The organism is Pseudomonas luteola NBRC 103146, from assembly GCF_002091675.1.
Lineage (GTDB): Bacteria > Pseudomonadota > Gammaproteobacteria > Pseudomonadales > Pseudomonadaceae > Chryseomonas > Chryseomonas luteola.
Map to the genome: position 1 here is coordinate 76992 of NZ_BDAE01000009.1, position 26015 is coordinate 103006.

Annotated in this window: 19 protein-coding genes and 1 pseudogene; 10 read left to right on the forward strand and 10 right to left on the reverse strand. The window is 55.5% G+C overall.

Annotation, left to right across the window (positions count from 1 at the left end; genetic code table 11):
• Positions 1-59: 59 nt before the first annotated feature.
• Positions 60-1058: a LysR family transcriptional regulator gene (locus tag PLU01S_RS12195; protein ID WP_026004127.1), complete on the forward strand. Its 999-nt coding sequence runs from the start codon at positions 60-62 to the stop codon at positions 1056-1058.
• 15 nt (positions 1059-1073) lie between these two features.
• On the opposite strand, the gene ggt is transcribed toward PLU01S_RS12195, so the two are convergent.
• Positions 1074-2852: a gamma-glutamyltransferase gene (gene ggt / locus PLU01S_RS12200; protein ID WP_074825715.1), complete on the reverse strand. Its 1779-nt coding sequence runs from the start codon at positions 2850-2852 to the stop codon at positions 1074-1076.
• A gap of 153 nt (positions 2853-3005) precedes the next feature.
• Positions 3006-5648: an MGH1-like glycoside hydrolase domain-containing protein gene (locus PLU01S_RS12205; protein WP_074825718.1), complete on the reverse strand. Its 2643-nt coding sequence runs from the start codon at positions 5646-5648 to the stop codon at positions 3006-3008.
• A 540-nt stretch (positions 5649-6188) separates the two neighbouring features.
• Between PLU01S_RS12205 and PLU01S_RS12210 the strand changes: the two genes are divergently transcribed.
• Entirely contained in the window at positions 6189-7469 is a 1281-nt protein-coding gene (locus PLU01S_RS12210) for an OprD family porin (RefSeq protein WP_074825720.1), read from the forward strand.
• A gap of 304 nt (positions 7470-7773) precedes the next feature.
• A complete protein-coding gene (locus PLU01S_RS12215) occupies positions 7774-9381 on the forward strand; it encodes an inorganic phosphate transporter (RefSeq protein ID WP_010798497.1) in 1608 nt (535 codons plus the stop codon).
• Here PLU01S_RS12215 and PLU01S_RS12220 read toward each other — a convergent pair.
• Positions 9343-10284, reverse strand: coding sequence for a LysR family transcriptional regulator (locus PLU01S_RS12220; protein ID WP_074825722.1), 942 nt, complete (start codon positions 10282-10284; stop codon positions 9343-9345). The genes PLU01S_RS12215 and PLU01S_RS12220 overlap by 39 nt on opposite strands.
• 155 nt (positions 10285-10439) lie before the next feature.
• On the opposite strand from PLU01S_RS12220, the gene PLU01S_RS12225 reads away from it, so the two are divergent.
• Complete coding sequence (locus PLU01S_RS12225) at positions 10440-11621, forward strand: acyl-CoA dehydrogenase (protein WP_074825723.1); 1182 nt, start codon at positions 10440-10442, stop codon at positions 11619-11621.
• 22 nt (positions 11622-11643) lie between these two features.
• On the forward strand, positions 11644-12870 hold the full coding sequence (locus tag PLU01S_RS12230; protein WP_074825725.1) for a CaiB/BaiF CoA transferase family protein: 1227 nt from the start codon (positions 11644-11646) through the stop codon (positions 12868-12870).
• On the opposite strand, the gene PLU01S_RS12235 is transcribed toward PLU01S_RS12230, so the two are convergent.
• A complete protein-coding gene (locus PLU01S_RS12235) occupies positions 12867-14075 on the reverse strand; it encodes an aminotransferase-like domain-containing protein (protein WP_074826157.1) in 1209 nt (402 codons plus the stop codon). The genes PLU01S_RS12230 and PLU01S_RS12235 overlap by 4 nt on opposite strands.
• 308 nt (positions 14076-14383) lie before the next feature.
• Between PLU01S_RS12235 and tyrS the strand changes: the two genes are divergently transcribed.
• Positions 14384-15628 (forward strand): tyrosine--tRNA ligase, encoded by a 1245-nt coding sequence (tyrS, locus tag PLU01S_RS12240; protein ID WP_074825726.1) that lies wholly within the window; start codon positions 14384-14386, stop codon positions 15626-15628.
• 48 nt (positions 15629-15676) lie between these two features.
• On the opposite strand, the pseudogene PLU01S_RS26135 reads toward tyrS, so the two are convergent.
• From PLU01S_RS26135 to PLU01S_RS12260, 4 genes and pseudogenes are all read right to left on the reverse strand, one after another.
• Positions 15677-15859: pseudogene (locus PLU01S_RS26135) on the reverse strand (methyl-accepting chemotaxis protein); the annotation flags it as partial.
• A 15-nt stretch (positions 15860-15874) separates the two neighbouring features.
• A complete protein-coding gene (locus tag PLU01S_RS12250) occupies positions 15875-16498 on the reverse strand; it encodes a class I SAM-dependent methyltransferase (protein WP_074825728.1) in 624 nt (207 codons plus the stop codon).
• A 94-nt stretch (positions 16499-16592) separates the two neighbouring features.
• The gene (locus PLU01S_RS12255) at positions 16593-17762 is read right to left on the reverse strand and encodes a hypothetical protein (protein WP_083397896.1); all 1170 of its coding nucleotides are present in this window, start codon (positions 17760-17762) and stop codon (positions 16593-16595) included.
• A gap of 144 nt (positions 17763-17906) precedes the next feature.
• Complete coding sequence (locus PLU01S_RS12260) at positions 17907-18194, reverse strand: ATP-binding protein (protein WP_074825730.1); 288 nt, start codon at positions 18192-18194, stop codon at positions 17907-17909.
• Positions 18195-18942: 748 nt separating this feature from the next.
• On the opposite strand from PLU01S_RS12260, the gene PLU01S_RS12265 reads away from it, so the two are divergent.
• Positions 18943-19401: a DUF3597 domain-containing protein gene (locus PLU01S_RS12265; protein ID WP_074825733.1), complete on the forward strand. Its 459-nt coding sequence runs from the start codon at positions 18943-18945 to the stop codon at positions 19399-19401.
• 56 nt (positions 19402-19457) lie between these two features.
• Here PLU01S_RS12265 and PLU01S_RS12270 read toward each other — a convergent pair whose 3' ends face one another.
• Together PLU01S_RS12270 and PLU01S_RS12275 are read right to left on the reverse strand one after the other, a co-directional pair.
• Positions 19458-21626 carry a phosphocholine-specific phospholipase C gene (locus PLU01S_RS12270; protein WP_074825736.1) on the reverse strand — a complete coding sequence of 723 codons (2169 nt, stop codon included), beginning with the start codon at positions 21624-21626 and terminating at the stop codon, positions 19458-19460.
• Positions 21627-21816: 190 nt separating this feature from the next.
• Positions 21817-22041 carry a hypothetical protein gene (locus PLU01S_RS12275; protein ID WP_010798486.1) on the reverse strand — a complete coding sequence of 75 codons (225 nt, stop codon included), beginning with the start codon at positions 22039-22041 and terminating at the stop codon, positions 21817-21819.
• Between the two features lie 439 nt (positions 22042-22480).
• On the opposite strand from PLU01S_RS12275, the gene PLU01S_RS12280 reads away from it, so the two are divergent.
• The 3 genes from PLU01S_RS12280 (at position 22481) to PLU01S_RS12290 (ending at position 25947) form a co-directional block, all read left to right on the forward strand.
• Positions 22481-22756, forward strand: coding sequence for a hypothetical protein (locus tag PLU01S_RS12280; protein ID WP_019367104.1), 276 nt, complete (start codon positions 22481-22483; stop codon positions 22754-22756).
• Between the two features lie 171 nt (positions 22757-22927).
• Positions 22928-24007 (forward strand): metallophosphoesterase, encoded by a 1080-nt coding sequence (locus PLU01S_RS12285; protein WP_074825737.1) that lies wholly within the window; start codon positions 22928-22930, stop codon positions 24005-24007.
• Positions 24004-25947: an AAA family ATPase gene (locus PLU01S_RS12290; protein WP_074825739.1), complete on the forward strand. Its 1944-nt coding sequence runs from the start codon at positions 24004-24006 to the stop codon at positions 25945-25947. The genes PLU01S_RS12285 and PLU01S_RS12290 overlap by 4 nt, the downstream gene beginning before the upstream one ends.
• The last annotated feature ends 68 nt before the right edge of the window (positions 25948-26015 follow it).

The following is a 26015-nucleotide window of genomic DNA, read 5'->3' on the forward strand; positions in this document are numbered from 1 at the left end:
ATTCTAGGGAAGGGGTGATATTGTGATAATCCGCCTGCATTCCAAAGGACTTTTGCGCGGTGAGCACAAATCTATCGATCATGCTAATGGGCGAGATGGTTGTTTTCGTCAAGGTCGTCGAAACCGGAAGCTTTTCCGAGGCTGCACGTCAGTTGGGCACGACACCGTCTTCCACCAGCCGAAGTGTAGCCCGGCTTGAAAAAGCCCTGGCGACACGCCTGCTCAACCGGACGACACGCAAGCTTCGTTTGAGCGAAAGCGGAGAAGAGGTCTATCGGCGCTGTGTCGACATGGTGAACGCTGCGCGCGCCGTCATGGAGGTCAGCGGGCAGTTCAGTCAGACGCCGGAGGGTGTTATCCGCCTGAGTGTACCGAAGGCAGTAGGGCGATTTCTGATTCATCCGCACCTGCCCGAATTTTTGCGGCTCTACCCGCATGTGGATGTGCAGATGAATCTGAGCGACCACTATGTCGATCTCATCGATGGTGATGTGGACCTGGCTATCCGCATTACGGATCAGCCACCGCCCGGCCTGATGGGACGAGAACTGGTGCAGATCGACCATCTACTGGCGGCGACGCCCCATTATCTGGCGGAGCATGGCACGCCGGAGCATCCTCGGGAGCTGACAACGCACAGCTGCATTTACCTGGGGCAGGAGCCGGCCGATTCACGCTGGCGGTTCAGAAAAGGCAACAAGAGCGTGAGCGTCAACGTTCGCGGCCGTTATGCCGCTAATCATACCGGCGCGCGATTGGACGCTGTGCTGCACCATATCGGTATCGGCAGTCTTCCCTATTTCACCGCGCGCTACGCCTTACGCAAGGGCCTGATTGTTCAAGTGCTGCCTGAGTGGTCATTCCAGACGCAATACTGCGGAGGAGCCTGGCTACTCTATCCAGCAACCAGGCACCTGCAACCCAAGCTCAAGGTGTTTATCGATTTTCTGGTCGAACGACTGAGTCAGGAGCCAACCCTCCATGACGATCCGGAGATCGGCATGGCAGTGACCCAGTACCGGGAATACGAGATGCCGGAGGCAGGCGGCGACTGGTAGCGCCGCCTGGAGGGTTCAATAGCCGATTGCGGCGCCTGCGGGACGGCGTACGTCGTTGGAGCCGTAAAGAAAGCCTTCCCGCACCCGCCCGGATACTGCCGAGTCGTTGCCGGAGTCATCTGCCATGACACCAGGCGCACCCGGCAGGCCCACCATGATCAACTCGGCTGCTCCCCATGGTGTCTGCTGCACCATGGTATAGCCCATGTCCTGCAAGAGCTTGAGGCTATCGGCAGATACGCCGCGTTGCTCGTAATACACCTCATCCGGCATCCATTGATGATGAATTCGTGGCGCATCGACTGCTTCCTGAGGCGGCATCCCATGATCAATGACGTTAAGGGCGGTCTGCAACGTGATAGAGATGATGCGCGAACCACCGGGTGAGCCCAGAACCATGAAGGTTTTGCCATCTTTGTTGATCAGGGTGGGCGTCATCGACGACAGCGGCCGCTTGCCAGGAGCTATCGCATTGGCTGTGCCTTGAACAAGACCATACAGGTTCTGCTCACCCACCTTCACGGTAAAATCATCCATCTCATTATTCAAAAAGAACCCGGTTCCGGGCGCAATAACGACTGATCCGAATCGGCCATTGATGGTATAGGTCGTGGAAACGGCATTTCCGTGTTCATCCATGATGGAGTAGTGCGTGGTCTCTGGCTTTTCTCGTGTTTCCATGCCTGGAATAACCTGCGCCGACGGGGTGGCCTTGTTGGGAATAATCCGGTTACGTACCTGGGCGGCGTAATCTTTGCTGGTGAGCTGCTCGATGGGATTATCGACAAAGGCCGGATCGCCCAGAGAGGTGTTGCGGTCCATGTAGGCCTGCCGCATGGCTTCGGTCAGGGTATGGATATAATCCGCCGAGTTGAAGCCCATGCTTTTCAGGTCATAACCTTCAAGAATATTGAGGGTTTCGCACAAGGTCACACCTCCCGAGCTGGGCGGTGGGGCAGACACAAAGGTGTAGCCTCGGTAGGTACAGGTAAGCGGTGCGGTTTCGTTAATGGTGTAACGCGCAAAATCCTCTGCCGTCAGGATGCCGCCCCCTGCCTTGGCCGCCTTTTCGACAGCCTGGGGAATGCGTCCCTGGTAGAAGGCGTTCGGTCCCTCTTTGGCGATGGCAGCAAGGGTGTTGGCAAGGTCAGTCTGTATCAGACGGTCACCCGGCTGAAGTGGAGAGCCGTCCTTGCGCAGGAAAAGTCGTGCGGCTTCCGGATCATGCTTGAAGCGTTCAACGGTAGTGTCGAGGATATCGGTATCGGCTCGAGTCAATACAAAGCCTTCCCGTGCCAGCCGGATCGCTGGTGCCATGACCTGCTCTCGGGTCAGCTTGCCGTACCGCTGGTGAGCGGTGTCCAGACCCAATACCGTACCGGGTACACCGGCTGCGAGATAGCCGTACAGACTGGCATCTTTACGGACCTTGCCGCTGCTGTCGAGGTACATATTTGCACTGGCGGCAGCAGGCGCCTTTTCGCGAAAGTCGATAAAGGTATCGTTGCCATCCGCCAAGTGGATTGTCATGAAGCCACCGCCACCGATATTGCCGCAACAGGGATTGACCACGGCCTGCGCATAACCGACAGCAACAGCGGCGTCGATGGCGTTACCCCCTTTCTTGAGAATATCCACGCCCACCTGTGAAGCCAGCTGTTGCGACGAAACGACCATTCCATGCCTGGCCTCCACGGCAGGATTGGAGGCCGCAAACGTAAGTGCAGGGGACAGAAGCATGGAGGTGGAAAGCGATACCGCTACAGCAAATGGCAATGTCCATCGGGCGAACATCAAGGTCTCCTTGTTGGGATTGTTATAAGGCGTAGCACATTGAACCGGTGGAACCGCGCGTGCACATCGCTATGGATACTAAAGGTTGCAGGATTGCATTGAAATGCCGGTTGTAAAAAGGCCGGACGAGGTCCGGCCTTTCATACACCGCCATCAACGAGGCTGAAGCAGCAGCGCGACCAGTGCGCTCCAGCCGGTCTGGTGGGAAGCTCCAAGACCGCGCCCGTTCTCACCATGGAAATACTCATGGAAAAGCACAAGGTCTGCACAGTCTGGATCATTCTGGAGCTGTGGATAGGCCATCATGCTGGGACGGTGGCCGTTTTCATCCTTGAGGAACATGCGTGTCAAGCGCTCGCTCAGGCCGCTGGCGACCTCCTCCAGGGAGGCGAGGTAGCCGGAGCCAGTCGGATACTCTACTGAGAAGTTGTCCGAGTAATACAGGTAGAACTCATGCAGCGACTCGATCAACATATAGTTGATCGGCATCCACAGCGGCCCCCGCCAATTGGAGTTACCGCCATATAGCCGGGAGTCAGATTCGGCGGGTTGATAACGTGCGCTAAGCATGGAGCCGTCTTCCTGCCGCATCTCGAAGGGGGCTTCGGCATGTACCTTGGACAGTGAGCGGATGCCGAATGGTGACAGAAACTCCTTCTCATCCAGCATTCGCGCCAGGAGACTCTTGGTCCGCTGGCCACGCAGCAGCGCCAGCAGGAATCGGTTGCCCTGACCGGGCTCGGTCCAACGGGAAACCAGTCGTGCCAAGTCAGGACGTTGCCGTACGAACTCCTTCAGACGATCCCGCACGCCAGGCAGGCCTTCATATTCCTTGGACTCTAATACCTGCACGGCGAACAGCGGGATGAGTCCTACGATCGAGCGCAGCCGCATCGGCTCACAGGTGCCATCGCCACGGTGCAGCACATCATAGAAGAATTCATCCTGCTCATCCCAGAGTCCATCATGGCGCTCTTCACCCGCGTTGATCGCGCCGGCGATATGCAGGAAGTGCTCGAAGAACTTCACACCAATGTCGACGTATACCGGGTTTTCCTTGGCCAGCTCCAGTGCAATGCGCATCAGGTCAAGCGCGTAGGCAGCCATCCACGCAGTTCCATCGGCCTGATCCAAGTGAGAGCCGGGCGGCAAGACGGCGGAACGGTCAAAAATGCCGATGTTATCCAGGCCCAGGAAGCCACCCTGGAAGAGATTGCGGCCTTCGGCATCCTTGCGATTGACCCACCAGGAAAAGTTGAGCAAAAGCTTATGGAAAACGCGCTCCAGAAACTCGCGATCACCGTGTCCCGTCAGTGCCTTTTCTTGCTGATAAACATGCCAGCAGGCCCAGGCGTGTACGGGAGGATTGGCATCCTCGAAGTTCCATTCGTAGGCCGGTAGCTGCCCGTTGGGGTGCATGAAGCGGTCTTTGACTAACAGAAGAAGTTGCTGTTTGGCAAAACCCGGATCGATCATGGCATAGGCCACCGCCTGGAATGCAAGGTCCCATGAGGCATACCAGGGGTATTCCCACTTATCCGGCATTGATACGATGTCGAAATTGACGAGATGCCGCCACTGAGTATTTCGCCCGCTCTTACGCTCCTGGGGCGGGGCAGGACGATTGGGATCACCATCAATCCAGCGGTTGACTTCAAAATAGTAGAGCTGTTTGGACCAGAGCAGGCCGGCAATGGCCTGTCGCTGCACATTACGAGCATCCTCATCGATGATGTTGTGTTGCAACTCTGCATAAAACGCGTCTGCTTCAGCACGGCGTTTGGCGAAGACTGCTTTTACATCGAGATGAGGGTCAGCGGTTTCTGGTGCAAATCGCAGATAGATAACCGACCGGGCATTTCCCTGAAGATCCAGTACGAACCGTGCAGCGACCTTGCTGCCAGAGTCTCGGCGAATCGTCTGCTCATCCCCACTCACCACGTAATCGTTGATGCCATCCTTGAACGGACCGGCCGCCTCGACGCCCTCCAGCTTTGGTTTGTTGGTTTCGTTGTTGCAGAAGATCCATTCGGGCGTGACGTCACCCCATGCGGTAGCGATATAATCCGCCCAGTTGTAGTTAGTTGCCTTGACTTTTCCGTCGTCCATGATGGATAGCAGCGGTCGCTGCGGCGCTCCGGTCCATACCCAGGTGTTGCGTGTCCATAGGTGGGGCATGACATGTAGGCGTGCCGCCTCGGTAGAGCGGTTTACCACCGTGACACGCATCAGCACATCGTCCGGCGTGTTCTTGGCGTATTCGACGGTCACATCAAAATAGCGGTTGTCGTTGAAGACACCCGTATCGAGAATTTCGTACTCTGCATCTCCCAGCCCACGGCGACCGTTTTCTTCTACGAGGTCGGCGTAGGGAAACTCGGCGTGAGGATACTTGTAGAGCATGCGCATGTAGGAGTGGCTTGGAACGCCATCCAGATAGAAATACAGTTCCTTGACGTCTTCGCCATGGTTGCCTTCGGCGTTAGTCAGGCCGAACAAACGTTCCTTGATAAAAGGGTCGCGCTCATTCCAGAGCCCTAGCGCCAGACACCACTGCTGGGCTACATCGGAGAAACCGGCCAGTCCGTCCTCACCCCAGCGATAGGCACGGCTGCGTGCATGTTCGTGCGGGAAATAGCTCCAGGCGTTGCCATCGGCACTATAGTCCTCACGCACCGTTGCCCATTGGCGTTCACTCAGGTAGGGACCCCATTTCCGCCAGTGCTCGGCATCGACGCCGGAAAGCCGCTGACCTTCTATTGTATTGAGGATGCCCGGTGCTGGATGTGCCGTCATCGTATCTCCCGTGATAATCAGATTGCCAAACTCCAAGCGCGAACAGGCGCCCTTGATGAGGTATAGACATCTTTTGGCACAGGAGGATTCACATTCCACGCTTGCTGCACTAACCGAGCCGTTTATACGGCTTGATATGGCCGGGCCAAACGCGCCCGCAAGCACGTTTGGCGTCGGCGTTAACCTGAAACCTATTCATGTTCGGCAACCTTTTCTTACAGTTACATAACCCCCTGATATGGCAGTACAATGGCCTATCGCTTTGCGATCACCAGTAGAGAAGAACAGGCACCTGTTTTCTTGCGGGTGCGAGGTGGCTGCTCTCGTATATACCCTTTCACGAGAGAGCTCATGATTTGCCAGGCCTTATGAGGTCGTTGGAGCGCTCGCGTAGGCTTACCCGCCGAGGCGACACCCAACCGGTAAGCCATGAGCATTCCTGTCATTCACGTGTGCGGGAATCCTTCCAGTCCGTCAGGAAAGACCTATAGAAACAAGCCTGATCGTCACACCGTATTAGTCAGAAAGGAACGGCAGTAGATGTTAAACAAACGGATTACCTTGATTGCTTGTGGCGTATTGAGTGCTACCCAGGCATTGGCAGCTGAAACCCAGACCTCCAACGGGTTTATTGAGGACAGCAGCCTCAAGCTGTTCCTGCGCAACGCCTACATGAACCGTGACTATAAGCACGGTAATCAAGACAAGGCGGAGTGGGGGCAGGGCGTAACGGCCAATTTTGCATCTGGATTTACACAAGGTACCGTAGGGTTTGGCGTCGACGCATTTGCTTTGTACGGTCTGCGCCTGGACGGAGGCAAGGGCCGCTCGGGTGCTGGCGGTATCGATTTCTTCAAACAGGGCGACAGCGGTGAGGCGGCCAGCGATATCGCCAAGGGCGGCGCCTCGATCAAGGCACGTTTTTCTAACACGACCATCACCTACGGTGATCAGATGCCGGCGCTGCCGGTCTTGAACTCGGACACCTCACGCCTACTGCCGGAAAGTTATACCGGTACGCTGATTACCTCGAAGGAAATCGATGGGCTTGTCTTCAACGTGGGGCGTTTCACCGAGGAGTCCCGCAAGAGTGCCGAAGGGCATGATAGCGGTGGGCTGAAAAAGATCGATGTCATCGGTGGCAGCTACAAGTTCACGGATCAGTTCATGGCATCGCTTTATGCGTCCGATGTCAAAGACGTCCTGAAAAAGCAGTACATCAACCTGAACTACGTCCTGCCCATCGATAAGGACCAGTCTCTGACGTTTGACTTCAATGGCTATAAGACGCGGCTGGACAAGAGCTTTGCCCAGACTTATTCAGGTGATGCCGATGCCCGCGACAACAAGATCTGGAGTCTGGCGGCTACCTACTCGGTAGGGCCTCACTCCTTCACTCTGGCGCACCAGCGCAGCACGGGTGATATTGGCTATCCCTACGGCTGGTATCAGAACGCGGGCGGCATAGGTGACGGTGGCATGACGATCTTTCTTGCCAACTCTTACTGGTCGGACTTTAACGCCAAGGACGAGCGTTCCTGGCAGTTGGGCTATGGGCTGGATTTCTCCACCTATGGGGTTCCGGGCCTGAGCTATCAGCTGGCTTATGTTCGCGGTGATCATATCGATGCCGGAGATGGGCGTGGCAAGGAGCGCGAGCTGTTCAATCAGGTGAAGTACGTTGTCCAGAACGGTCCGGCCAAGGACCTTTCAATACGTCTGCGTAACTCCATCCTGCGCACGTCAAACAATGTCCGCTCCTACAACGATGACGGTAACGAAGTGCGTATCTTCATCGACTACCCAATCAGTATCTTCTAAACAGATGCTGGCTGGATAAGCCGGCAAGGCGGGTCGCTTGAGATCAGCGACCCGCCTGGTTTACCAGACGCACTACTGATGAAAGGCCTGACTTATAAGTGGCTAGCGTCTTTTGCAGTAAATGGCGTCTGAAGACCTGACACTAGGTTTCGATCATTGGCGGCGGGGCTGAGCAGTACCCAAAATGTCTAGAAGAAACATTCATGACAAGATGACGCTTTAAGGACAAACGGTCGATATTTGCATACAAAATGTCACAAAGAGGGCATAGCGTGAGGTGAACAGTCCTATAAGGTTCCCTCGTATGTCGACGATCCAGGCTCATGATGCGGCCCCCGCAGCCACGCGTCCCCGGCTGGACCAGACGTTCAGTCGCCGAAGTGTTTTCCTATTTTTCTCATTGCTTTTTGCCGGCATTCTCATCAGTTCCTACGGTATTGTCAGTGATGTCCGTGAAGCCGGATCAGTGGCTACCACCTGGTTGCCGTTCGCATTGCTGGGCCTGGCTCTAGTCATTGCGCTTGGATTCGAATTCGTCAATGGGTTCCACGATACGGCCAATGCAGTTGCTACCGTTATCTATACGCATTCACTGCCTGCCCAGGTCGCTGTCGTGTGGTCCGGTTTTTGGAATTTCATGGGTGTGATGCTTTCCAGCGGCGCCGTGGCATTCGGCATCATTGCACTGTTGCCGGTTGACCTCATCTTGCAGGTCGGCTCCAGCAATGGCTTTGCAATGATCTTTGCCTTGCTGATTGCCGCCATTGTCTGGAATTTGGGAACGTGGTGGCTTGGGTTGCCAGCATCGTCATCCCATACCTTGATTGGATCGATTCTGGGCGTCGGGCTGACCAATGCCTGGCTGGAAGGGCGAGACGGCAGCAGCGGGGTGGACTGGAGTCAGGCGCTGAAGGTGGGGTATGCGCTTCTTTTCTCACCCCTGGTAGGATTTATCTGTGCAGCGCTCCTGCTGCTGACATTGCGCATGCTGGTCAAGCAAAAGGCACTCTATCAGGAGCCCAAAGGCACTCAGCCGCCCCCGTTCTGGATTCGGGGGATGTTGATCCTTACCTGCACCGGCGTGTCGTTTGCCCACGGCTCCAATGACGGTCAGAAGGGAATGGGGCTCATCATGCTGATCCTGGTAGGTACCTTGCCAATGGCCTATGCGCTGAACCGTGCAGTGCCCGCCACGCAAACGCCGCAGTTCGTTGCTGTAGCTCAGGTGACTCAACAAGGAATTGTAAAGGATGTACCTGGCGCTGCACCGGCCGATCCACGTGGCGTACTTCTGGAATATGTACGTACCCGCAAGTCCACGGAGGAGGTCATTCCGGCGTTGGGTGCAGTGACCGGGTTGATCGCCGATGAGGTGAAAAGTTACGGCACGCTGGCCAACGTACCTGCCCAGGCCATGATGAACGTGCGTAACGACATGTACCTGACTTCAGAAAGCATCAGCCTGCTCAAGAAACAAAAGCTCGATACCTTTTCCGACGACACGCGCAACAATCTCAATGAATTCAAGCGCCAGATCGATGAGGCGACACGGTTCATTCCGCTTTGGGTAAAGGTGGCAGTCGCCATTGCGCTGGGTATGGGCACCCTGGTTGGGTGGCGACGGATCGTCATTACCGTGGGCGAGCGCATTGGTAAGACGCACCTGACCTATGCTCAAGGCGCCAGTGCCGAGCTGGTCGCCATGGCTACCATTGGCGCAGCCGACCTGTATGGCCTGCCTGTCTCGACCACGCATGTCTTGTCCTCGGGTGTAGCGGGAACCATGGCAGCCAATGGCAGTGGCCTGCAGATGTCTACGGTACGCAACCTGGCCCTGGCCTGGGTATTTACCTTACCCGCCGCGATGATGCTTTCAGGGTTGCTGTACTGGCTCTTCCATGCCGTGTTCTGATGATGAGCTGCCTGTGCGGTACTCTTGTGCCTCGCCAAGCAGCCAGTCGCAAAAGGTCTGTAATGCTTGAGATGTGGTCGTACGCTCGGGGATAGCAAGATAATACGCACGATCACTGCGGTAGCTAGAGGTATTCAAGATGATAAGCCGCTCCTGCTCCAGCTCGTTCTGGATAAGGAACGGCGGAATCAGCGCAACCCCCATTTCATGGGTGGCGGCCTGAGCCAGCATGGAAAACAGCTCGTAACGCGGACCATGCAGGTCATGGGGGAATGACAGGCCCTGCGCATTAAACCATTGTCGCCAGGCATAAGGCCGTGTGGTCTGTTGCAGTAGCGGAAGCGCTGCAACAGCCTGAGCGGTAATGCCATCCTTGTGATCGACCAGTGCCGGACTGCACACCGGCACTGGGTATTCGTGCATGAGAAAATGGGTTTGTGTGCCTGACCACTCACCGTCTCCACAGTAAAGCGCGGCATCGAAATCGGTGTCGGCAAAGAGAAAAGGGCGGGTACGGTTGGTCAGATTGACCGTTATGTCTGGATGAAGTACTTGAAACCGCTTAAGGCGTGGCAGGAGCCATTGTGTCCCAAAGGTGGGTACTACCGCGAGTTCGAGCCGGCCTGAGCCATGCTTGCCCATAACAGCCAGAGCGTCCCGCTCGGCTGCATCCAGGTGCTGGGCTACCTGCCGGCTATAGGATAATCCCGCTTCAGTAAGTAGAACACCCCGGCGAGTACGGCGAAACAGCTCAATGCCCAGAAAGCTCTCCAAACCTGCAATCTGCCGGCATACCGCACTTTGTGTCAGAGCCAACTCATCTGCGGCCCGGGTAAAACTCTGGTGTCTGGCAGCAGCCTCAAAGGCAATCAGCGCAGCCGTACTGGGTATTTTTCTTCTCACATGTACCTCTTGCTCACAGACAAATGCCTACAGCAGCGGTAATCATCATGGCGTGAAGTGAGTTTTACGCACAACCCTGTGCACATTGCTCGGTTGCAGCACAGTTAGGCGTCTTCTAGCCTTGCTTCACAACAAGATCACCGGAGTGACCTGCAATGGCAGCCAATGCACCGTTCAATTGGGAAGATCCTCTCCTGCTTGAGCAACAGCTCAGCGATGAAGAGCGGATGGTACGCAACAGCGCCGCGCAATTTGCACAGGCCCAACTGGCGCCTCGTGTCCTGGAGGCGTTCCGGCATGAGCAGACCGACCCGTCGATTTTCCGCGAAATGGGGGAGGCAGGCTTGCTTGGCGCCACGATCCCTAGTGAATACGGCGGCAGTGGACTTAATTATGTGTGTTACGGCTTGATCGCCCGTGAGGTAGAACGGATCGACTCAGGATACCGCTCCATGATGAGTGTTCAGTCGTCTCTGGTCATGGTGCCTATCTATGAATTTGGTACTCAGGCACAACGCCAGAAATACCTGCCAAGGTTGGCCTCAGGCGAATGGATTGGTTGCTTTGGACTGACAGAGCCGGACCATGGCTCTGACCCAGGCTCAATGGCTAGCCGGGCAAAAAAGGTAGAGGGCGGCTATCGCCTCACCGGTAGCAAGACCTGGATTACCAACAGTCCGATTGCCGATGTGTTTGTTGTATGGGCCAAGGATGAGGCCGGTGATATCCGCGGATTCATTCTGGAAAAAGGCTGGAAAGGTCTCACCGCACCTGCCATTCACGGCAAGGTGGGACTGCGTGCCTCAGTAACGGGAGAAATCGTAATGGATAACGTCTTTGTCCCTGAGGAAAACCGATTTCCAGAAATACGCGGCCTGAAAGGTCCCTTTACCTGCCTCAATTCCGCCCGGTACGGGATCAGCTGGGGCGCATTGGGTGCGGCCGAGTTCTGCTGGCACACCGCTCGACAATACACCCTTGATCGCAAGCAGTTTGGTCGACCTCTTGCTGCAAATCAGCTCATTCAAAAGAAGCTGGCCGACATGCAAACCGATATCACGTTGGCCCTGCAAGGCTGCCTGCGTCTGGGACGAATGAAGGACGAGGGGACGGCCGCTGTGGAGATCACTTCAATCATGAAACGCAATAGTTGTGGCAAGGCACTGGACGTTGCCCGTATGGCCCGGGACATGCTTGGAGGCAATGGTATCTCTGACGAATTTGGCATTGCGCGGCATCTGGTTAATCTTGAGGTGGTCAACACCTACGAGGGAACCCATGATGTGCACGCGCTCATCCTGGGACGGGCACAGACCGGTATCCAGGCCTTCTTTTGATCACTCTCAGGGAGGCTGGCTCATGGCTGGAGCACTTGCAGGCTTACGAGTCCTAGACCTGTCACGGGTTCTTGCCGGGCCTTGGGCCGGACAAATCCTGGCGGACCTGGGGGCAGAAGTCATCAAAGTCGAGCGCCCCGGGCGAGGAGATGATACACGTCATTGGGGGCCGCCCTTTTTAAAAGACCCGCTAGGGGCGAACACGGGCGAGTCGGCCTATTTTCTGTCAGCCAATCGCAACAAACAGTCGATAGCCGTAGACTTCACCCAGCCCGACGGTCAGCAGATCCTTCGGGATCTGGCTGTTAAATCCGATGTGGTGCTAGAAAATTTCAAGGTTGGAGGCTTGTCAGCCTATGGCCTGGACTACGCCTCGCTCAGTGCTCTTAACCCGGAAATGATCTACTGCTCGATTACCGGTTTTGGTCAGAGCGGCCCTTATGCACAGCGGGCAGGCTATGACTTCTTGATACAGGGGCTTGGCGGCCTTATGAGTCTGACAGGCCATCCGGATGATGACGAGGGCGGTGGCCCGGTCAAGACAGGGGTTGCGCTGGTAGATATCCTGACGGGGCTGTATGCCACGGTTGCTGTTCTGGCTGCGCTGAACCATCGGACTCAGACCGGTGAAGGGCAGCATATCGACATGGCGTTGCTCGATGTTGAAGTGGCCTGCTTGGCCAACCAGGCCATGAATTATCTGGTCTCCGGTGAGTCGCCAACGCGCCTTGGCAATGCCCATCCCAACATCGTACCGTATCAAGCCTTTCCAACAGCTGATGGCGATATGATCCTCACGATTGGCAATGATGCTCAGTTCCGCCGGTTCTGCGAGGTGGCAGACCGGCTGGATTGGGTGAATGATCCTCGTTTTGCCACCAACCAGGCGAGGGTCGTCCATCGTATGGAACTGGTTCCGCTGATTCGGCAGGTTACCGTTTTCAGGCGTACTGAAGAATGGATCGCCCTGCTCGAAGCGGTGGGTGTGCCCTGTGGTCCGATCAATTCAGTGGCCCAGGTTTTTGCCGATAAGCAGGTAGCGGCACGCAGTCTGGCCTTTACGATGGCGCATCCGCTGGGACAAACCGTTCCGCAGGTGGCAAGCCCGATACGTCTTTCCAGAACGCCCGTGGAGTACCGACGTCCTCCACCGCTGCTCGGTGAGCATACCGAGCAGGTGTTGCGGTATCTTCTGGGCCACGGCGATGCCAGAGTCAACGCCTGGAGGCAGGCGGGTATAGTCGGTTAGCCTTTACGCCCGAATGCCTGAACGGCCAAGGCCAACCGCTCTACCGCGTGGCCGATCTGCTCGAGCGATGGCGCAGCAAACGACAGCCGTACCGTAGAGTGGTCAGGGACTTCGGCGTAGAAGGCGCTGCCTGGAACGTACATGACCTTATGCTCAATAGCCTGCTCAAGGACCACCTTGGCATCCAGCCCCTCTGACCAACGCCCCCAGACAAACAGCCCGCCGGCCGGTATCTGGCATTCGAACCGTTGGCCAAGGTGTGTCTGTAGACCGTTCACCAGGGCTTGGCACTTGGCATGGTAGGCCGCGGTAAGCACCGGTAGATGGCGCTCTAGAAAACCCTGCTTCAAGTAGGCTTCGGCAATGGATTGCATCCAGCCGGAGGTACACAAGTCAGCGGTTTGCTTGGCGATCGTACAGCGTTTGAGTACCTCGGCAGGCCCTATCATCCAGCCAATACGAACCCCAGGCGCCACGATTTTTGAAAGGCTCGACAAATAGACTACCTGATCTCGGGTTTCCGGCTGCGTGCGAGCCAGCTCTGCCAGCGTAGGAATGGCAACACCGGTAAAGCGTAGATCACCATACGGATCATCTTCGATAATCAGCAGGTCATGACGCATCGCCACCTCCAGCAAGGCGCGGCGGCGTTCCAGACCAAGCGTAAGTCCGGTAGGGTTGGCAAATGTGGGGGAAAGATAGAGAAACTTCGGTCGTTGCTCCTGCGTACAGCGGGTCAGCTGACTATCCAGTTGCGCAGGATCGATACCGTCCAGATCCGAGGCGACGGTTTCTATTCTGGCCTGAGCCAACCGTAAGGCTTGAAGCGTAGCGGGGTAGGTAGGTTGTTCGACCAGAACGGCGTCACCCGGCGACAGCAGGACACGAACCAGCAAATCAAACCCTTGTTGCGAGCCAGACGTGACGATCAGATCGTCCGCATCACAGGGAATACCACGCTGGTGGCTCAACTGAGCAAGTGCCTCGCGTAGGCCCGGCAAGCCTTCACTGCTGGAATATTGCAGGCAACCGACTGAATTGCGAAAGGCCACTGTCATCGCCTCTGCAAGCCCTGCTGCATCAAACAGATCGGAGGCAGGGTAGCCGCCTGCCAGCGAGATCATGCCGGGTACGGAAAGATACTTGAACAACTCTCGTATGGGAGAGCCCTGTGGCGATTTGAAGACAGGGTTGAAGGTAAGCATGGGAGATTTGCCGTTAATCATAATGTGAAGACTATGCGTCGGCCGCTTCCCTCACTACAAACGAGAAAAAGTCATAGGCTGTTGAAAGAAAGGAATTCTAGTGATTTGCCGTTTCGCTTGACTTTCCTGCTGAACCGGTTAGCTTTGTCGCCCATGAATACCTTTATTACACCCATCGCTGCGTATTATTACTACCTGAACTCTTTCGGGTGGTAGGTGCTGCGCTGCATTCCGAACCGCCTGTGGCGGCTCGGTGAATGCAACCTCTCCCAGTCTCCGCAGGCCAGAAAGCCAAGGAGACGTACTCAATGAACAAGCCCCAGCAAGACCTGCTTCACCTGTTGGAAGAACGTGGTTTCATCCATCAGATCACCGACCGTGACGGTCTTGGCCAAGCGCTCAATAACGGACCAGTGACCGCGTACCTAGGCTTTGACGCAACGGCTGATAGCCTGCACGTCGGGCATCTGCAAGGTCTCATGCTCATGCGCTGGATGCAGCGTGCAGGGCATCCGATCCTGCTTTTGATCGGTGGCGCCACGACGCGCATTGGCGATCCCAGCTTTCGGGATAGCAGCCGCCCGGTGCTGAACGACGCCCAGATCGCTCAGAATATGTCCGGTATTGCCAAGGCATTTACGACCTACCTGGAAGTGGGCGATACGGACGGGCAAGCCCGGGTAGTAGACAATGCCGAGTGGCTTGATGGGCTGAGTTACCTGAATTTCCTCAATACCGTAGGACGGCATTTCTCGATCAACCGCCTGCTCACGTTCGATGCCATCCGCAATCGCCTGGATCGTGAGCACTCTCTGTCCTTCGAGGAATTTGGCTACACCTTGCTTCAGGCTTATGATTTCGTCGAGTTGGCCCATCGGTATGGCTGCACTCTGCAGTTGGGCGGCGCTGACCAGTGGGCCAACATTATCAATGGCGTTGAGCTGTCACGTCGCCAGAATGGCCCGCAGCTCTACGGGCTTACGATGCCGCTGTTGACCACGAGTGACGGCAAGAAGATGGGCAAGTCGGCACAAGGCGCGGTATGGCTCAACGGCGATAAGCTATCTGCCTATGATTTCTGGCAATTCTGGCGCAACTGCGATGATCGGGACGTACAGCGTTTCCTGGCACTGTTTACCGAACTGCCTATGGACGAAGTACGTCGCCTAGGCGCATTGCAGGGTGCAGAGCTTAACGAGGCGAAAATCGTTCTGGCCAACGAGGCGACCCGTTTGTGCCATGGCGAAGCGGCCCAGCGTGACGCGGAGACAGCGGCACGGGCGTTGTTCAGTGAGGGCAGCCAGAGCGACACACTACCCAAAGTGGAAGCCAGCCGCGCCGCACTGCAAACGGGCCTCACCCTGACCGATCTTCTAGTGGCTAGCGGACTACAGGGTTCGCGCAGTGCCGTGCGCCGACTCGCGGACGGCGGTGGGCTACGCCTGGACGACGTGCAGGTCCAGAATCCGGACGAGCCCTTGTCTCCCACGCTGGAGGGCAGCCGATTGAGCCTGGGCAAGAAGCGTCATTTTCAGGTTGTGCTGGTGGACTGAAAAGGAAAAGCCCCGGTGTTCCGGGGCTTTCTCTATCTGGCTTTGCGTCGCAAACCGCATCACAAGTCGGTTCATATCCACAGCTAGGCGAGACAGTTCCGCGCTGGCCGTAGCGGTCTGGTTGGCACCTGCGGACGTCTGTATCGACAATTCACGGATGCTGAGCAGATTGTAGTCAACGGCCCGGGCTACTTGGGCCTGTTCTTCAAACGCCGTAGCGATCAGCAGGTTTTCTCGTTGTAAGACTCAGGCTAAGGGACGGGCAACGCCCCAATAATGGTACGTTAATGGGCGTAAGCCCGTTAAATAAAACGTTTTGAATTCAATCATTTCGAATTTGGCGTCATGGATAAGTTTGCTTATTTCCCGGTTCAGGTGGCAGCCGCCCACTACTTGGGACCAGAGCGGCGTCATCCGATCTTGCCATACACGCACCGCTTCATCGGGGGCTTGTCCATGCTCGCAGAACAGGAGCTGTCCCTGCGGCTTGAGTACGCGATGCATCTCTTTGAGTGCAGCGGCCGGATCTGGAATCGTGCACAGCGAATAGGTCACCACAACCGTGTCGAAGGAGTGATTCTCAAAGGGAATCCGCTCGGCCGACAGGCCAACCAGTTCGACGTCAAGGCCTGCGCGTTGAGCACGAGACCGAGCCAGCCGGTGCATATCCAGGGAGGGGTCCAGCCCGACGATACGCTCTACCCGAGACCTGTCATAGTGCTCAAGGTTGAGCCCGGTCCCGATGCCAATTTCCAGCACCTGACCATACGCCAGAGGTATAAGAGACTGCCGCTGCAGGCGTACGGGTTTAATCCCACAGGCAATATCGAGCAGATAAGGCAAAACACGACGCTCGTACCAGGAACTCATGTTGAACAGGCCACGTGATCCGTTGAAAGACGGTACTACTGTATCCGGTCTGTAAAACAAAAGGCGGGGAGAATACCCCGCCTGGTTCAGGCGATCATTGCTGAATCATCGAGGCCATATTGGCTGTACCCAGTTGAGAAACGATCGCTTCATTACCTATGCCTGAGCGCTCAAGGCTTAGGGTGTGGTTGGTGCCTTCCTGCACCAGCGCGAAATGGTCATTCTGAGTATTCATTTGAGTCACTGTCATGACCAGCCCATCCCCGCGCTGCGCCATATCCAGGGAGCTGTCAGTCGTGTTTCGTTGACTTAAGTTCATCTCATTGTTGTTACCGGTCTGCTCGGCCGTAATCTCATGGGCACCCGCACCCCCCATTTGCACCACGGTCATGCGGTTATCGTTGCCGTTTACCGTAGCTTCCAGGCGGTTGGTCATCTTGGTGGTCAGGTAGCCAGACCACCCCCATTGCTGCACATCCAGAGTATTACGGTCACCGTTCTGGCTGGAGATGAGAGTATTGCCGTCACTTCCCTGACGGACGTTCATAACGTTGTCGTTCCCATTCTGGGAGGCCTGCATCAGAGACCCGCTCAGCTCGCCCTCGATAGGCCCCAAGCCGCTCTGCTGCACCTGAACGATATTGCCATTACCCTGCTGATTGACCTCGGCCTCCTGACGACGCCATTGCTGTTGCAGGTCGATCAGGTTGTTGTCACCGTTTTGCACAAGGTCTGCATCCATGAAGTATTGAGCATCCTCGCCCTGCACAACCCTCATGGTATTGCCATTGCCCAGGGTGCGGGCACTGAGGCTGGGCGTCCCACTCATGTTTTCCAACCGGAAGTCGTGCAGGTTGTGAGTACCCTCCTGGTAACTCGTGACACGCCCGGCGTTATTGCTGCCCTGATCGATACGCGCCTCGTTCACGCTGCCTCGCTGCGTAACCGCCACGGTAGACCATCCTCGGGTGTCCTGATAAATCTCCACCAGGTGGCTTTCACCACTCTGATCGATATCAATAGTCCCGCGAGTTCTTTCTCCCTGGTAGATCGATGCCGCATTGAGTTCGCCCGTTTGCAGCACCGTTTGACGGGTGTCGGTGCCCAGCTGGACCTGAACGCTGTGGTTGCCTTGCCCGGTTTGTGTCAGCGCGGCCGTATTCTGCGCACCGCTCTGAGTCAAGTCGGCCGTATTTGACGCGGCGTAACTATGGGTGGTACCGAGTAGTCCGATAAGCAGTGCGAGTGGTTTCAACCTGAACATGACGGATATCCCTACGATCTAGTAATGACCTGTACACGCTTTGCTATTACAGGGCCGGTGTTATCCGGCCTTATGAGCGTAGACGGAAATCCGAAATATGTAGCGAAGGAAAATATCAGATGAACCATAAGCCCTTTTCCATCCTCAGCTGAATACGGGCATGGGCGATGTCTCGCATGATGGCAATTCCAACGCCCGTACCATACCCCACTCAAGCCGATAGAATCGTTCGAAGATACGCTCACGTTCATCCGGTGGAATACCTGGCCCACTGTTTTCTACTTCTAGGATGACCGCCTGGTCCGACAGCTTGCCTCGCATTGTGGTGCAACCTTCAGGCGGGATATGGCGGATAGCATTGTCGACCAGATTGACGCAGCAGAAAGGCATTGCCTTGTTGCAGTTCAAGCCCCAGGTCAAGGCGTCTAGCATCTGCCGCCCAGGTAGTGAGGAACCGCCTCTTCAACCTGTTAGTCCAGGCGCAGCGGGGTGAGGGCGAACGTATACAAGTGGGAGGTTGAGGCTCGGGCCAAGGTCAGTAGTTGATTGGTCTAGTGAATCATCCGCTCGCAGGCTCAACGTGCGACTGCAATCAAGAGCGCTCACATATCGTTCGCATAACCATTGGCGTTGGGTATGCAAGCCGACAAGCGGGGTGCGCAACGGGTGCGCCATATTATCGAGAAAGGCGCGCTGCGCTTCTGCACCCGAGTGGATACGGAGCAGTAGGCGATTGAGCGCGGCAATAATGGCGGAAGGCTTCTCAGGCCGCTCTGTTACTCAACGATGTCAAAGTACGGTAATGGTGCGTTGCTGAACAGCAGCCATACCCACAGTTGAACCACTACATTAAAAGTAAAATCTTATGACAGTCTTATAAGTCATTGATTTATAATATAAAAATCCATGCTGATAGGTGATAGATATCTTCGTTCAGTTTATCGTGAGGCCAAGCCATCTACATCTTAGAAAATGCGTTAAAGATCAGAGAGTTAAAGTGATTTCTCGTTAAAATTAGTGATTAACATTAGGTTATGTTTTCAAGCTATTGATTTTTATAGAGATTATTTTGCAAAAATGGTTTTTTGTGATCGCCTCGCTTACAGCTGCATAAAGCGTTGAATCACAGGCCCTCTCTGAGGGTCCATAAGTACTCTAGGTTTAATCACGAGGGTCAATCATGGGACTGTTTAGCTCGATTCTTGACAAGCTTGGTTTGGACGGCGTTAGTAACGAAGAGCAGCGAAAGGCTGATGTCGGCGTTATCGATGCCAGCAAAACGTCTACACGTATCGTTACCGATTCTGAAGAAACCAACGCTGCCCACAGCGCTCGTGCCGAGCAACTACAGGCTCCGGCAGCTACCGGCGTGCAAAATTCGATGGATATTTCGGCGCGTCTCGACGCGATGGCTGCTAATCATACTGATCAGCTGAACTGGCGCTCCTCTATCGTCGACCTGCTCAAGGTACTTAACCTGGACAGCAGTTATGAATCACGCAAGGAAATGGCCGCCGAGCTTGGGTGTCCTGCCGATAAGCTTGGAGATTCGGAGCAGATGAACAACTGGCTACACAAGGCCGTTATGCAAAAGCTGGCCGAGCACGACGGGACGGTTCCTCCCGAGCTTAAGGCGTAACCGGTTTTGGAAGGCAGGCATCCAGCTCAAGGATGCCTGTGAGACGCCTCTGACGGTCAGGTATTGCCCATCAAGGGATCGCTAATCGAATGGCGGCCAGTTTCAAGTCTGCCAGACAGACGCCGTTCCCAGCTGCCCTGATCAGCCCGAACCGTAATGTCGTACCATCCACCACTCACGCGCGTCGATATACGCTGTTTATGTGTGGCACCCGCACCAAGCTGAAACTCGTGGGGCTTTTCAAACGTATAGGGACACCGATCAATCTGAACGGTCATAGCCTGCAGGCTTGTATTGGTGATTGTCATGACCAGATTGTGGCTTTTACCGTCACGCTGCAGCCTTACTTCTGGCTGCGGAGCCTTGAGGTTGCCACGCAGTGCTCGATGAAAGCCGTTAGGCCCCAACAACCACAGGTCGTAGGTGCCATCATCTGTAGTAGTGGGGACCCAGACATCACTCAACAGCTTCCCTGCCTCGATGGTATAACGGCGAGGGATATCCTCCAGATGCAGCCGATCGTATACATGCAGCACGAGACCTTGCACGCCTGTGTTGCGCATGGTCAGGGTTAGCTGTTGCGTCTCCGGACTGGCTTCCGCTTCGACCTCGATCCGATACGGCAATGCTCGGGAAGGGCGAGCCAGACGTCGCTGCACAGGGACTTGTTGTTGGTCAGTAGGCGGAACAGGGACCTGTGGTAGCTGCTCCTGTTTTTCCCGCAACTGATCCGCTGCACGGCGAGAGGTAGTCTGCAAGGGCGGCAACAACTCCTGATTCGGATCGACAAAGTTAAAGGCAGACGTCAGATCTCCGCATACCGCTCGCCGCCAAGGACTGATATTGGGCTCTTTTACGTTGAAGCGCTTTTCCAAGAATTGCAGTACCGAAGTATGGTCGAAGACCTGCGAATTCACCCAGCCGCCTCGGCTCCACGGCGAAATGATAAACATCGGGACACGGGGCCCTGGTCCGTACACACGTCCATCGGGGGCCGGCTGTTCCCTCGAGCCAGGAGGTGCTTTGTGCTGGAACACTTCGGCATCGAAAGCAATGGTTGATTTACCTGCCAGTGTTCCATCTGCGCGTAGGGAAGGAGCGGCAGGTGGCGGCACATGGTCGAAGAAGCCATCGTTTTCGTCATAGTTGACGAGAAGTACCGTCTTGCTCCAGGTCTCTGGATTTTCAGTCAGTGCATTAAGGACTTCCTGGGTATACCAGCCTCCCTGAACAGGACTGGAGGGACCGGGGTGCTCCGAATACTCCGCTGGTGCGATCAGCCAGCTCACCTGAGGCAGCTTGCCTTGTCGGATGTCGCGTCTAAAGCTCTCGAACATGGTTTCAAGGTCGTTGCTGTTCGCTGCTGGCATCGTATTACCGTTGCCTTTGTACAACGGGGCGACGGCCTCCAACGCTTCGCGATAGACGACGAAGTCGTTAAAGTCTGCAGAGGGCTGGGCGGGGTTGCCAACCTTGACGCTTGCGGCACGGTATTGGCGAAAGCCTGCATAGGCATTATCACCAAAGTTGTCCGGCAGGTACTGATAGACCTTCCACGAGACGCCCGCATCCTCAAGTCTCTCTGCATAGGTCGTCCAGTCATATCCCTCATCGGGCGGCCCCGGAGCATCCCACTCGTTGACAACCGCTGCGACGTTAGAGCCAGTGGGGCCGTTGGTACCGGTCCAAAGAAACAGGCGATTTGGTGCTGTTCCACCTAACAGCGAGCAATGGTAGGCGTCACACAGCGTGAAGGTATTGGCCAGGGCAAACTGAAAGGGCACCTCGTTACGCTCGTAGTATCCCATCGAAGTCAGCGTCTTATAGGTTGGCCATGCACTCAAACGACCGCTGTCCCAGGCCGCCTGGGTGTCTGCCCATGAATGTGGCGTATCATGCACACGCTGGGCGTTACCTTTTCGGCTGTCGAGGTGATAAGGCAGGATAACGCGCTCTTGACCTTGCTGCTGCCAGACAGTGCGTCCGCCCGGCAATGGGATCGTCAGCCGGTCAGCAAAGCCGCGTACGCCCGGCAGCGTTCCGAAATAATGGTCGATTGATCGGTTCTCCTGCATCAGGATGACTACATGCTCGACGTCCTGAATACTACCGGTACGGTTGTGGGCGGGAATGGCCAATGCCCGTTGGATCGAGGCGGGTAGCATGGCGATGGCCGACCCGACGGCCGCTGCCTGCAATAGATTTCTGCGGGTGAGAGAAGGCATGACTCGTTCGCTCCCTGTACGTGCTGAGGTGGTTAGCCGGAACAACTCGTTACATATTTGTACGGGTAGCAGGTAGCAGAAATATGACACTGCGAAACGATCTGGAATTTATAGGCAGGTATATGAAGCGCTTGTCTGTCAGATGAATCGGTGCGACTGGGCAGAGCCATATCGCACCCAGGCAGGGAGATCAGGATTTTTCAGTAATAATGAATTGATTGGTGCCGAGCTTATGTGCTCCCCAGGAAACGGCGTAGCCCTGGCCAAGCCTTACCGCCTCGGAGACAGCTACCGCCTCGCTGTTGTAAACGCAAGCCAAATGCCATGGAGTGTTCCGATAAACTCCCCAGCCTTTGACCCAGTCCTGGTCGTTGGGATCTCGTTGTAGCTCACGGAGTAGCCATTTGAATTCCATAACAGCCTTCCTTGTAGCAGTGGGACAAGGTGATACAACCATGACGCCCCTCAGCGCAGCGGGCGATTCCGGCTTGTGGCAAGTGTAGCCAAGATCATTGCGTTAGCTTGGTAGACTTTCCGAAAAGGCAGTATCGACTGCAACGGCAGCGATAGCACCACGATGACATTGAACATCGAAACCCGAAGATGTTCATGGGAATGAAGGGACTGGGCGGGAAGAAAGGGCCCCGTCCCTGGGGCAGCATGCTCAGCTAGGCAGGGTATCCTGTCTGCCTGCCTATTTCATCGGCTGCCAAATCAATAACTTGAGCAACTTTTTAAAAAAGATGATTTTTTTGCTAACCGTTTATCCCTTTAGACAGACGGCACGCTGTAGTGGCGAATAAATAGCAAAACGCTGCCTCTAACAAACACTACTGCCTGGTTCTGCTTGCATCATGAAGTGTCTGTCTCGCCTTACCTACATTTTTGCTGACTCATTTGCTCTTAAAGGCATCATCGACCAAGAGGGTAGCCTGACGATTACCGCAGAGCCTCTTGATGGAGGCGAGCCTTATACTTGGCGTTTTTCCGCCCGGTATTTGAAAAATGGTGCGCTGTTCCAGACGCTGCTGGACGATATAGAGCATGAGCTGCTCAAACACAACAAGCAGAAGGCGCAGTTGCAAATAGACGACCTGGTAGGAACGCCCGTAGGGCAGGTGTCTCGCTAAAGGCTCATCAGATCACCTGCTACCGTTTATTTTTTTGCCGTTGCCCCCATCTTGATTCCATTACCGCTGCGTGCCGTTGCACCGTTGGCGCTGTAATACAGTAGAGGTGTTCAACCTCTGTCTCTTCTCGACGTCAAACGTATTATCGCCTACAGCAGGATCTGACAGCCTATGAGCCTCGTCTATGGCATCTGCTCGGATGCACATTTGCATAATTGGTCAGCGTTTTCCCGTGTCGACAAGAATGGGCTCAATAGCCGTCTCGGTCATATTCTGGATCAGATTCAGGTGGCGGCGCATGACCTTCGTGCGGCAGGAGGACATACGCTCTACATTACAGGTGATCTTTTTCATGTACGTGGCTCCGTTTCGCCCACGGTTCTTAATCCAACTATCGACCTGTTCACACGGCTTACGAAAGACCTGGATCTGAACATTCGTGTGTTACCAGGTAATCATGACCTTGAGTCCCGTGACAGTAGCGCGCTGGGCAATGCTTGCGAGAGCTTGCGTACCATTCCTGGTATTGAAGTGATTTCAACGCCAACGTTGTTCGAGGATGACCATGTTGTCATGGTGCCTTGGTATGACCGACTCGATGATGTCCGCCGGCATATCGACGCTTGCCTGACAGATTTGAATGCAAAAGGGGAAGCCCCCAACGCATGGACCCTGATGATTCATGCGCCAGTCAATGGTGTTCTAACCGGCTTGCCAGACCATGGCTTTAACGCAGCAGAGTTGGCCCGATACGGGTTCAAGCGCGTTTTTAGTGGGCACTACCATAACCATAAGCGCTTCAAGGGTGAGGTCTATAGCGTAGGCGCCACCACCCATCAGACTTGGAACGATATAGGGACCCGGGCAGGCTATCTCTTGGTCAGCGATACCGACGTGGTATTTCGTACCTCTTCTGCGCCCCGCTTCATGGATCTGGATATTCGCTGGGATGAGCACGAAGCCAGGGAGCAGTGCAAAGGTAATTATGTGCGGGCACGGCTGGGCGAGGCGACCGAGGAGGAGATTTCCCACCTTCGTGATCAGCTCAAGACATGGGGTGCGCTGGGAAGCCTGGTACAGGCCATCCCCTTGCCACGCTCTGCTGTTATGCAGCGTCGCTCGCCGGTCTCCAGCGCACCGACACTACGCGAATCGATCCGCGGGTGGGTGGAGGAAAACAGCACGCATGGTGACGCGCTGGTAGCACTGTGCAACGACATACTCAGCGAAGCCGAGGCGATCGATCCATGAGGATACAGAGCCTTTCGATTACTCACTTCATGGCGATTGGACATGTCGAGTCGCTTCCCCTGAACGACAAAGGTCTGGTACTGATCCAGGGCGAGAACCTGGATGATACGAGCCAAAAGAGTAACGGCGCTGGCAAGTCGTCAATTGCCGACGCACTGTGCTGGGCCCTGTATGGCGAAACCGCTCGTCAGGAGTCTGGTGATGCGGTGATCAACCGTACCGCAGGAAAGGGTACAGAGGTCAGACTTGAGCTGCTTGACGAGACGGGCGCACGCTATCGCATCAGTCGTCATCGCAAGCATCGCCAATACAAGAATCAATTGCGCCTTGAGCATTTCATGGAGGGCGAATGGCAGGACCTGACCAAGGGCTCGGATAAGCTGACCCAGGTGCTGGTCGATAAGGTCATGGGCTGTTCGCGCGAAGTGTTCGTTAACGCGATCTATCTGGGTCAGGAGGCTATGCCCGACCTACCTGGGATGACAGACCGAAACCTCAAGCTCCTGGTAGAGGAGGCCGCAGGTATCCATCAGTTGCAACAGGCTTATGAGATCGCTCGGGCCCGACTTAATCAATGCAAGGTCGAGGTAGGAGAGCTCACCACTCAGGCCAAGGCCTTGGAAACAGCCATCACTACCTTTACCGCCAATGTCGAGGCGGCTGAGCAGGATCGCGAGGCGTGGATACGTCAGCAGAGCGCCGCCGTCCAGACCGCTACCCAGCACTACCATGCCGTTCGGGATGCGTTTGATACAAGCCTGGGAGAGTATCTTCAGGCACGCTTGAAAAGCCTGGACGAGCAGGCCGCGGCCGTTCGTAGCAGGATCACCGCGTCCGATGAGGAACGCCGGCAGGAGCGTATCCATGCCAAGGCGCTTCGGGAGGCGGAGCTTGCTTATGCCGCAATCCAACAGACCCTAGAGCGTGAACAAGCCAAGACCCAGCGGCTCGCTCACACGTTGGAGCACATTGACGATCAAGTAGGTACTACGTGTTCTCAATGCGGTCATGTCATCGAACCACAGGATCTTGATGCCTCACGAGACATGACCCGGCAATCCGTGAAAACGCAGCAGGAAAAGGTACTTGCGCTACAAGATCAAGCGAAGACAGCGAAAGAGGCGCTTGACCAGTTGGAAAACAGCCTACGGAATTATCGCCAGCAAATGACTGATGTTTCCGAGCAGAGTGCAACCCTGGAAGCGCTTGAGCAGCAAAGACGAAAAACCCAGGCTGAACAGCACGCCTGGCAGGAACAGGCCAGGCAGCTACAGGTGCTGAAGGAGCGCATCGCGCAGCTCGAATCAGCAAAGAATCCGCACGATTCAGCCATACAGCGTGCACGTGAGCAGTTGGTACAGGCAAGGGTGAGACAAGAAGCCTTGACGGCTACATTGAGCGCAGCGCAGCAACGGCTTGCACTGGCGGAAGAAGCCGCCCGGGTATTCAGCCCGTCAGGCGTTCGTGCGCATATTCTGGATAACGTAACCCCCTACCTGAATGCTCGGACGGCTCACTATTTGTCTACATTGACGGACGGAAACGTGACCGCAGTGTGGTCTACCATTGCATTAACGGCCAAGGGAGAGTTACGCGAGAAGTTCTCTATCGATGTGGTCAGCGCAACCGGGGGTGAAACCTTTAAAAGTCTCTCAGGAGGAGAAAAGCGTAAAGTCAGGTTAGCAACCGCCATGGCACTGCAAGATCTGGTCGCATCGCGAGCCAGTAAACCCATCAGGTTGTTTATGGCAGACGAGATTGATCAGGCCCTTGATGAGGCCGGTCTTGAGCGATTAATGTTTTTGCTGGAGGAAAAGTCCCATGACAAGGGAACGGTCCTGGTTATCAGCCATACGGATCTACGCGATTGGATTCGTAACAGCATCACTATAACCAAGGAAAACGGACAGGCTACCGTAGAAGCTGCATATACCGTCTAAGCGGTGCTGGCTCATTGGATAGCCAAAAGGGCATTTGATGCGGGCTAGTAAAAATCAGTCTGCTATTT

Excerpts from the sequence above, each read along its gene's own strand:
- PLU01S_RS12275 (WP_010798486.1), bottom strand. The coding sequence starts at position 22,041 with ATGGAATTCAAATGGCTACTCCGTGAGCTACAACGAGATCCCAACGAC.
- PLU01S_RS12265 (WP_074825733.1), top strand. The coding sequence starts at position 18,943 with ATGGGACTGTTTAGCTCGATTCTTGACAAGCTTGGTTTGGACGGCGTT.
- PLU01S_RS12235 (WP_074826157.1), bottom strand. The coding sequence starts at position 14,075 with ATGCTTACCTTCAACCCTGTCTTCAAATCGCCACAGGGCTCTCCCATA.
- PLU01S_RS12215 (WP_010798497.1), top strand. The coding sequence starts at position 7,774 with ATGTCGACGATCCAGGCTCATGATGCGGCCCCCGCAGCCACGCGTCCC.
- PLU01S_RS12210 (WP_074825720.1), top strand. The coding sequence starts at position 6,189 with ATGTTAAACAAACGGATTACCTTGATTGCTTGTGGCGTATTGAGTGCT.
- PLU01S_RS12225 (WP_074825723.1), top strand. The coding sequence starts at position 10,440 with ATGGCAGCCAATGCACCGTTCAATTGGGAAGATCCTCTCCTGCTTGAG.
- PLU01S_RS12280 (WP_019367104.1), top strand. The coding sequence starts at position 22,481 with ATGAAGTGTCTGTCTCGCCTTACCTACATTTTTGCTGACTCATTTGCT.
- PLU01S_RS12260 (WP_074825730.1), bottom strand. The coding sequence starts at position 18,194 with ATGCTAGACGCCTTGACCTGGGGCTTGAACTGCAACAAGGCAATGCCT.
- PLU01S_RS12285 (WP_074825737.1), top strand. The coding sequence starts at position 22,928 with ATGAGCCTCGTCTATGGCATCTGCTCGGATGCACATTTGCATAATTGG.
- PLU01S_RS12270 (WP_074825736.1), bottom strand. The coding sequence starts at position 21,626 with ATGCCTTCTCTCACCCGCAGAAATCTATTGCAGGCAGCGGCCGTCGGG.
- PLU01S_RS12290 (WP_074825739.1), top strand. The coding sequence starts at position 24,004 with ATGAGGATACAGAGCCTTTCGATTACTCACTTCATGGCGATTGGACAT.
- ggt (WP_074825715.1), bottom strand. The coding sequence starts at position 2,852 with ATGTTCGCCCGATGGACATTGCCATTTGCTGTAGCGGTATCGCTTTCC.
- PLU01S_RS12205 (WP_074825718.1), bottom strand. The coding sequence starts at position 5,648 with ATGACGGCACATCCAGCACCGGGCATCCTCAATACAATAGAAGGTCAG.
- PLU01S_RS12255 (WP_083397896.1), bottom strand. The coding sequence starts at position 17,762 with ATGTTCAGGTTGAAACCACTCGCACTGCTTATCGGACTACTCGGTACC.
- tyrS (WP_074825726.1), top strand. The coding sequence starts at position 14,384 with ATGAACAAGCCCCAGCAAGACCTGCTTCACCTGTTGGAAGAACGTGGT.
- PLU01S_RS12250 (WP_074825728.1), bottom strand. The coding sequence starts at position 16,498 with ATGAGTTCCTGGTACGAGCGTCGTGTTTTGCCTTATCTGCTCGATATT.
- PLU01S_RS12230 (WP_074825725.1), top strand. The coding sequence starts at position 11,644 with ATGGCTGGAGCACTTGCAGGCTTACGAGTCCTAGACCTGTCACGGGTT.